The organism is Arthrobacter sp. Hiyo1 (genome assembly GCF_001263615.2).
Taxonomy (GTDB): Bacteria; Actinomycetota; Actinomycetes; order Actinomycetales; family Micrococcaceae; genus Arthrobacter.
The window spans coordinates 464,050-469,501 of the sequence record NZ_DF952470.1; the positions used below are offsets into that span (position 1 = coordinate 464,050).

The 5,452-nt window shown below is 64.4% G+C and carries 4 protein-coding genes and 2 pseudogenes; 2 read left to right on the forward strand and 4 right to left on the reverse strand.

The window, feature by feature from the left end:
* From AHiyo1_RS11005 to AHiyo1_RS11015, 3 genes and pseudogenes are all read right to left on the reverse strand, one after another.
* Positions 1–690, reverse strand: a 690-nt coding sequence (locus tag AHiyo1_RS11005) for an AAA family ATPase (RefSeq protein WP_059388594.1), incomplete at its 3' end; no start/stop codon positions are given.
* 42 nt (positions 691–732) lie between these two features.
* On the reverse strand, positions 733–1,773 hold the full coding sequence (gene moaA / locus AHiyo1_RS11010) for a GTP 3',8-cyclase MoaA (protein WP_059388595.1): 1,041 nt from the start codon (positions 1,771–1,773) through the stop codon (positions 733–735).
* Between the two features lie 114 nt (positions 1,774–1,887).
* Positions 1,888–2,573 (reverse strand): annotated as a pseudogene (locus AHiyo1_RS11015) (DUF2848 domain-containing protein).
* A 147-nt stretch (positions 2,574–2,720) separates the two neighbouring features.
* Here AHiyo1_RS11015 and AHiyo1_RS11020 point away from each other — a divergent pair.
* On the forward strand, positions 2,721–4,109 hold the full coding sequence (locus AHiyo1_RS11020) for an MFS transporter (protein WP_059388596.1): 1,389 nt from the start codon (positions 2,721–2,723) through the stop codon (positions 4,107–4,109).
* A 58-nt stretch (positions 4,110–4,167) separates the two neighbouring features.
* Here the strand turns inward: AHiyo1_RS11020 and AHiyo1_RS11025 are convergent, their stop codons facing one another.
* Positions 4,168–4,824 carry a GntR family transcriptional regulator gene (locus AHiyo1_RS11025; RefSeq protein ID WP_059388597.1) on the reverse strand — a complete coding sequence of 219 codons (657 nt, stop codon included), beginning with the start codon at positions 4,822–4,824 and terminating at the stop codon, positions 4,168–4,170.
* A 32-nt stretch (positions 4,825–4,856) separates the two neighbouring features.
* Here AHiyo1_RS11025 and AHiyo1_RS11030 point away from each other — a divergent pair.
* Positions 4,857–5,452, forward strand: a pseudogene (locus tag AHiyo1_RS11030) (nitrilase-related carbon-nitrogen hydrolase); the annotation flags it as partial.

Here is a 5,452-nt window from a genome sequence, read left to right on the forward strand (position 1 = left end):
CACCTGCTCGGCCAGGAGCGCGGGCACTTGGGGGAGCCGGGTGCGCACAATCTCCACTTCTCGGGCCAGCCCGGGGTGGTCGATCCAGTGGTAGAGGCAGCGGCGTTTGAGCGCATCGTGCAGGTCGCGGGTCCGGTTGGAGGTGAGCACCACGATCGGCGGGGTTTCAGCTTTGACCGTGCCGAACTCGGGGATGGAGACCTGATAAGTGGAGAGCACCTCCAGCAGGAACGCCTCGAACTCGTCGTCGGCCCGGTCGATTTCGTCGATCAGCAGCACCGCCGGGCTTTGCTGCAGCGCTTTGAGGATGGGACGCGCCAGCAGGAACCGTTTGTCGTAAAGCGAACTTTCCAGTTCGGCCACGCTCAGCCGCGCGTCCATTCCCGCTCCGCCGCTGGCCTCCACACTGCGCAGATGCAGGATCTGGGCGGTGAAGTCCCAGTCATACAACGCCTGCGAGGCATCGATTCCCTCATAGCACTGCAATCGGATCAGCGGCAGCCCGAACCCTTCCGCCAGGGCCTCCGCGAGGGAGGTCTTGCCCGTGCCCGGTTCGCCCTCCAGAAGCAGCGGCCGTTCCATGCTCAGGGCGAGGTAGCCAATGGTGGCCAGGCCCTCGTCGGCGAGGTAGCCGGTGGCGGCCAGCATTTCGGCCAGCGCTGTGGCGGAGCTGATCGACGTCTGCGTCATGGCACCAGCATAGGGTCACCGGCAGGGCTCCGGTCTGGTGGGCTACCCGCCGATGTACGACATCTCGATCTTGTGTGTCGCTGCGGGGTCTTGAGGCGTGTGCGAACTGCGCAGTTCCGAGTAGCGGTCCGCGCGGCCGCCCCACAAGGCGGACAACGCCGTCGAAAGCTCGACGTCGGACGCCCCGCCTCTCAGGAGTGCCCTCAAGTCCGTGCCCGCCGTGGCGAAGAGGCACGTGAACAGCTTCCCGTCGGCGGAGAGCCGGGCCCGCGTGCAGCCGCGGCAGAAGGCTTGGGTCACGCTGGAAATGACCCCGATTTCGCCGCTGCCGTCCGCGTAGCGCCAGCGATCCGAGGTCTCGCCGGGGTAGTTCGGCGCCACGCGCTCCAGCGGAAGCACCGCGCCGATGCGGGCCAGGATCTCGGCTGAGGGCACCACCTCATCCATTTTCCAGCCGTTGGACGCACCCACGTCCATGTACTCGATGAACCGCAGAATGAACCCGGACCCTTTGAAGTGGCGAGCCATGGGAAGAATGTCCTGATCGTTCGTCCCCCGCTTGACCACCATGTTGATCTTCACGGGCCCGAGACCCGCGGCCTGGGCAACGTCTGCGGCATGCAGGACCTTCGCCACGGGATAGCCGACGTCGTTCATGGCCTGGAAGGTCTCCTCCCGGAGGGAGTCCAGCGAGACCGTCACCCGGTTGAGCCCCGCATCCTTGAGGGCTTGCGCCTTCTGCGCCAGGACCGAGCCGTTCGTGGTCATCGCCAGGTCCGGTGCCAGCCCGTCGGGAGTGCGCAAGCGGGCCAGCATCCGGACCAGTTCCTCGATGTCCTTCCGCAACAGGGGTTCACCGCCGGTCAGCCGGATCTTCCGCACACCGTGTCCCACCGCGATCGAGGCCAGCCTGGTGATTTCCTCAAACGTCAGCAGCTGGTCCCGGGGCATGAAAACGAAATCCCGCCCGAAGATTTCCTTGGGCATGCAGTAGACGCACCGGAAATTGCACCGGTCCGTGACGGAAATCCGCAGGTCCCGCAGGGGCCGGTGGAAGGTGTCGGTGATGGAATTGGCGTCCATGGAGCGCCCTCTCAACGCGGTAGTAGTGCCAACCGCTTGTGACTCTCCCAGAGTATGCCCGGTCCCGGGCGCCCACAATGGACCGCGGTCGGGCGAACGGCGGCGGAGGCGGCCTCAGCCGATGGGCTCTGCCATCTTCTCCACGACATACTGGGCGTCCACCGACGTGCCGGTCACCGGATCGGTCATTTCCACTCTCCAGCTGCGGGCAAACTGGTCGACCCCCTGTTTCATTGCCACTGTGCCTGAAATGAGGACGGTGCCCGGCTGGTTCAGGCCGCGTTCTGCGAGCACCGCCAGCCAGTAGTCCGGGCTGAGGAGGGCCTCCAGCGAACTGTCCTGGATCAGGGTGTCCGGAGTTTCGCCGTCGCCCACCCAGCCCTTGAGCGTGATCTTGTCCAAATGGTCGCGAACATCATCCAGGCGCCATGCTTTGCGTCCCAAGACGTCCGGGCTCGCGTTCTTGCTCCACGCCACGCCGTGGACCTCGAGCTCACGGTCCGTGTGGTCGCACGCCACGGTCAGGAGGACGTCCCCATCGGTGATCACGAGCGCCCATTCCGCTTCGCCCGAGGTCCGGCCGTGCTGGACGCGGACTTCCGAAACCTGCTGGGCCAGATAAGGCGACACCGGTACAGCGCTGGCGTGGTTGTGGGGCCGGGAACGCCAAGTTCGGCCAGCTCGGCGATGTGGGCCTGCACTTCTTCCTGCTCGCGCCCTGCGTAGCCGGCGTTCAGGAGGTGCTTGACCTGGACATTCCGCGTGGTGCCATCGGGAAGTTCAAAGCTCAGAGTCGTCATTTTCTGTCCATCCTTTGCGTGTCCTGCTGGAGAAATTTTTCAGATCGGAAACCGGAAACAGTCGCCAATGTACATCCAGTATGCGTAATGTATACATTTAACGCCAGTGTGGCAGGCGTCACCGTAAACTTCTCGTGGAGGAAACCCATGGCCAATGTTCCAGTTCCGGCTTCCGGCGCAGCGCCGCGTCCCGGAAAGCCGATGCATCCCAAAGGCCTGTACAAGGCCTTTGCGGCAAGCCTCACCGGCACCGCGCTCGAGTGGTACGACTTTGCCGTCTACTCCGCCGCGGCCGCCGTCGTATTCCCCATCGTCTTTTTCCCGTCATCGGATCCCTTGACCGGGACCATCCTGGCGTTCTCGACCTACGCGGTGGGCTATGTCTCCCGTCCTGTGGGCGGCATCATTTTCGGCCGGCTCGGTGACCGCATCGGCCGCAAGAAGGTCCTCGTGACGACGCTGATGATCATCGGCGTCGCCACTGTGCTGATCGGGGTGCTGCCTGGCTACGGCAGCATCGGCATCTCGGCCCCGATCATCCTGGTGTTGCTGCGCTTCGCCCAAGGCGTGGGTGTCGGCGGCGAATGGGGCGGGGCAGTGCTGCTCTCCAGCGAATACGGCGATCCCCATCGGCGCGGCTTCTGGGCTTCCGCGGCCCAAGTCGGACCGCCGGCCGGCAACCTTCTGGCCAACGGCATCTTGGCCGTCCTGACCGTCACCCTCAGCGAAGCGCAGTTCATCAGCTTCGGCTGGCGCATCGCTTTCCTGGTTTCGGCCGTGTTGGTGGGCTTCGGTCTTTGGATCCGGTTGAAGCTTGAAGATACCCCGATCTTCAAGGCCATCGAGGCGCACGGTGAGCAGCCCAACGCTCCGGTCCGCGAGGTCTTCAGCAAGGAACTCCGTCCGCTCGTCGCTGCCACCCTGTGCAGGGTTGGCCCGGACGTGCTCTATGCCCTGTTCACCGTCTTCACCCTGAGCTACGGGATCCAGACGCTTGGTTACGACCGCAGCCAGGTCCTCACTGCCGTGTTGATCGGTTCGGCATTCCAACTGTTCATGATCCCGTTGGCCGGGGCCGTCTCCGACCGCTTCAACCGGCGACTCGTCTACGGGATCGCGGCGGTGGTCGGGGCCGTCTGGACTTTCGTCTTCTTCGGAATCCTCGGCGGACACAGCGAGCCGTTGCTGATCGCGGGAATCGTCCTGGGCCTCATGGCGCACTCCTTCATGTACGGACCGCAGGCAGCCTTCATCGTGGAACAGTTCTCTCCGCGACTTCGGTCCACCGGAAGTTCGTTGGCCTATACGTTCGCAGGCGTGATCGGGGGCGCCATCGCACCCTTGATGTTCACGCTGTTGTTGTCCCAGTTCGGCACCTGGATTCCGGTTGCCATCTATGTGGCCGTGGCCGCCGTCGTGACCGCCGTGGGGTTGGCGCTCGGCCGGGACTCCAACACCGTGGAGGACGAGGACTATCGCCTGCTGCTGGAAGGTTCCGCGGCAAGCCAATGGTCGGCCGTCGCGGAAACGCGCTGACGCTCACGTCATGCCTTCGAAAATCCTGACAAGCTGCGCTGGGCGGACAGAAGATTCCTCAGGTGCGCAGCAGGATGTCCCGGGTCACCGCCAGGTGATGGTCGATGGCCTTCTGGGCCTTCGCCGCGTCGCCGGACATCAGGGCGTCGAGAATGTCCTGGTGTTCGGCGCATACCTGTTCGCGCCGGCCTCCGGTACGGAACAGCGCGGAGACGCCTACCAGAATCTGCCGGACGTGGAGCTTGCTGTACGTCCGGGAGATGAGCTCGTTGCCGGCCGCGTCGATGAGCTGCTGGTGGAACAGGGTGTCCAGGCGGATAAACTCACGGGCCGCTTCCGGGCTCAGTTCCTCGGGAAGCTTTGCCTGCTGGTCAAGGGTTTCCTGCATCGTCCGGGCGGGAACCCGGCCTTGCTCGATGACCAGCCCGGCGGCGTGGCTTTCAAGGATCCCGCGCAGTTCCATCAATTCGGACATTTCCCGGCCGGTCACCGGAGGAACGTAAGCCCCGCGCTGGGGAATCAGTTCCACCAAGCCGTCCGAGACGAGCAGCAGGAGCGCCTCACGCACCGGCGTACGCGATACGCCGATTTCCGCGGCCAGTTCCTGCTCGTTCAGGAACTTCCCCTGGACTTCGGGGTCGATCAGGATATTTTCACGCAAGTACGCGTACGCCTTCTCGCGGCCGGACGCCGCAGTCCCCGAACTTTTTCGCATACATCATGTATACAACAATTTGGAGTAAATTCATGCGTTTAGCCGTGGCACAAATCATCACGGGAGCCGATCTGGCCGCCAACCTGGAACTGATCCGAGAATACGCCACCCGCGCCAAAGCCGCCGGAGCCGAACTCGTGGTCTTTCCCGAAGCAGCGATGCGCGCCTTCGGCAACAGCCTTGCGGACATCGCCGAACCGTTGGACGGGCCGTGGGCCACAGCGGTCCGCGGCCTCGCACGGGAGCTGAACATCGCCGTCGTGGTGGGAATGTTCACTCCCGGTGAGGGCGGCCGGGTCCGGAACACCCTTTTGGTCACCGGCCCAGGGGTGGACGCCTCCTACGACAAGATCCACCTCTTCGATGCCTTCGGTTTCGCGGAATCCGATTCGGTCGACGCCGGGACGTCACCCGTAACCTTCGAACTCAACGGCACCGTGTTTGGCCTTGCCACGTGCTACGACGTGCGCTTCCCCGCCCTCTTCACAGCCAACGCCCGGGCAGGAGCGCAGGTCAACATCGTCTGCGCCTCGTGGGGCGACGGCGAAGGCAAAGCCGAGCAGTGGGAGCTGCTGGTGCGGGCCCGCGCAGTGGACAGCACCACCTTCAGTGGTGGCGTGCGGCCAAG